The sequence below is a fragment of the Actinosynnema sp. NPDC023658 genome (assembly GCF_040639995.1).
Classification (GTDB): Bacteria; Actinomycetota; Actinomycetes; order Mycobacteriales; family Pseudonocardiaceae; genus Actinosynnema.
In genome coordinates this window covers 1-1,918 of sequence record NZ_JBFAAX010001016.1, presented here as the reverse complement: position 1 = coordinate 1,918, position 1,918 = coordinate 1, and the positions used below count along the sequence as shown (strand labels likewise).

The following is a 1,918-nucleotide window of genomic DNA, read 5'->3' as shown; positions in this document are numbered from 1 at the left end:
CCGCTCAGCGCGAGCAGCGCCTGCGCCGCCGCCGCGTCCACCGCCGCCACCTCGGCCAGCCGCACGCCCTCCTCCGGCGGGGTGGTGCGGCCGGTGGCGACCGGCACGCCGTCCCGCTCGACCAGCCACTCCGTGCTGCCCTCCCGCGCCACCAGCCACCGCCACAGCGCGGGGGAGTGCGGCATCCGCAGGTCCGCGCGCGCCTGCTCGGCGTCCTGGAGGCGGGTCATCGTCGGGATGTCGTCGACGGTGGCCTCCCGCAGCGCGTGACCGGCGCCGTCGGGCCGGCCCGTCACCGGTCGGGTGGGCGCGATCGGGATCGCGTAGGTGTAACCGAACTGCCGGTAGAAGTAGGGGATGCCGAGCATCACGTTCACCAGCTGCCCGCGGGCGGCGGACCGCTCGTGCGCCCAACCCATGAGCGCCCGCACCGACCCGCGACCCTCGTGGGCGCGGTCGGTGGCGACGAGCTCCACCTGACCCGCCGGGATCTCCACCCCGTCGAGCACCAGCGTCTCGTCCAGCAGGGTCGCGGTGGACACGACCTCGTCGCCGTCCACGACGACCGCGCACGCCTCCCAGCCCGCGTCCGGGTCCTCGACCACCAGGCGGTGGTCCACGGCGTCCGCCGGATCGCCCCGGTCGGTCAGCAGCGCGCCGATCCGCTCCAGGTCCCCGGGGCGCGCGGTCCGCAGCACCAGCCCGTCGGTCATCGGTGCAGTGTCACGGCGGGCCGGGGAGTTCCGCCATCGTTTTTCGGTGGCGGTCCGGGCGGGGGCCACGCAGAATCCGCGCATGGCCTGGCTCCCCGCTGACTTCGTCCACCCGACCCGCGTCCCGCTCGACGCAGGGCACCACCTGCGACCCATCCGCGAGTCCGATGTGGACATCGACTACCCGGCCGTGATGAGCTCGCGCGAGCGGCTGTGGTCGCGGTACGGCGAGAAGTGGGGCTGGCCGCCCGCCCACATGACCTTCGAGCAGGACCGCGTCGACCTGGCCCGGCACGAACGCGAGCAGGACGCGCACGAGTCGTTCAACTACGCCCTGTTCGACGCCGACGAGACCGAGCTGCTCGGCTGCGTCTACATCGACCCCGTGGAGGACCCCGACCGCACCGACGACGCGCAGATCTCGTGGTGGGTGGTGGACCGGCACGCGGGCACGGACCTGGAGCGCGCGCTGGACGCGTTCGTGCCGCAGTGGATCGCCGAGGTGTGGCCCTTCACCAGCCCGCACTACGGGATCTAGGCCCGTCCCGCCCGCCGCCGTGGTGGGCCTGCCTGCCCGCGGCCGTTCGGGGGATGCGAGGATCAGACCCCGTGAAGACCTTCGACGAGCTGTTCGCCGAGCTGAGCGAACGCGCACGCACCCGCCCTGAGGGCTCCGCCACCGCCGCGGCTCTGGAGGCCGGGGTGCACGCGCAGGGCAAGAAGGTGCTGGAGGAGGCCGGCGAGGTGTGGATCGCCGCGGAGCACGAGTCCGACGAGCGCCTGGCCGAAGAGGTCTCCCAGCTGCTGTACCGCGTGCAGGTGCTGATGCTCGGCCGCGGGCTGACCCTCGAAGACGTGTACATACAAGCACCTGTGATCCGGGAAGTCGCCCCGCTCGACGTCCGCCCCGGTCTGGAGGCGGACTTCGAGCGGGCGTTCGACCAGGCGCGCGAGGTGATCTCGCAGTCGCCCGGGTTCGTGTCGCTGGAGCTGCAGCGCTCGGTCGAGCGGCCGTCCCGGTACCTGCTGCTGGTGCGGTGGGAACGGCTGGAGGACCACACCGCCGGCTTCCGCCAGGGGCCGCTGTACCCGCGCTGGAAGGCGCTGCTGCACCACTTCTACGACCCGTTCCCGACCGTGGAGCACTACCGCCCGGTCTGACGGTGCAGCAGCTCGACCACCTGGTCGTCGTCGGTCTGGTCGAA

3 protein-coding genes and 1 pseudogene are annotated in these 1,918 nt (G+C 72.9%); 3 read left to right on the top strand and 1 reads right to left on the bottom strand.

What is annotated here, in order from left to right:
• Positions 1-713 (bottom strand): GNAT family N-acetyltransferase (locus AB0G02_RS37545; RefSeq protein ID WP_360804468.1); only part of this gene is annotated, 713 nt, incomplete at its 3' end.
• Positions 714-795: 82 nt separating this feature from the next.
• Here AB0G02_RS37545 and AB0G02_RS37540 point away from each other — a divergent pair.
• The 3 genes and pseudogenes from AB0G02_RS37540 (at position 796) to AB0G02_RS37530 (ending at position 1,874) form a co-directional block, all read left to right on the top strand.
• Positions 796-1,251, top strand: coding sequence for a GNAT family protein (locus AB0G02_RS37540; protein ID WP_360804465.1), 456 nt, complete (start codon positions 796-798; stop codon positions 1,249-1,251).
• 71 nt (positions 1,252-1,322) lie between these two features.
• A pseudogene (locus AB0G02_RS37535) lies at positions 1,323-1,574 on the top strand (phosphoribosyl-ATP diphosphatase); the annotation flags it as partial.
• Positions 1,569-1,874, top strand: coding sequence for an antibiotic biosynthesis monooxygenase (locus tag AB0G02_RS37530; protein ID WP_360804471.1), 306 nt, complete (start codon positions 1,569-1,571; stop codon positions 1,872-1,874). The pseudogene AB0G02_RS37535 and the gene AB0G02_RS37530, both read left to right, overlap by 6 nt.
• Positions 1,875-1,918 lie beyond the last annotated feature (44 nt).

Coding starts and splice junctions, on each gene's coding strand:
- AB0G02_RS37540 (WP_360804465.1), top strand. CDS start 796: ATGGCCTGGCTCCCCGCTGACTTCGTCCACCCGACCCGCGTCCCGCTC.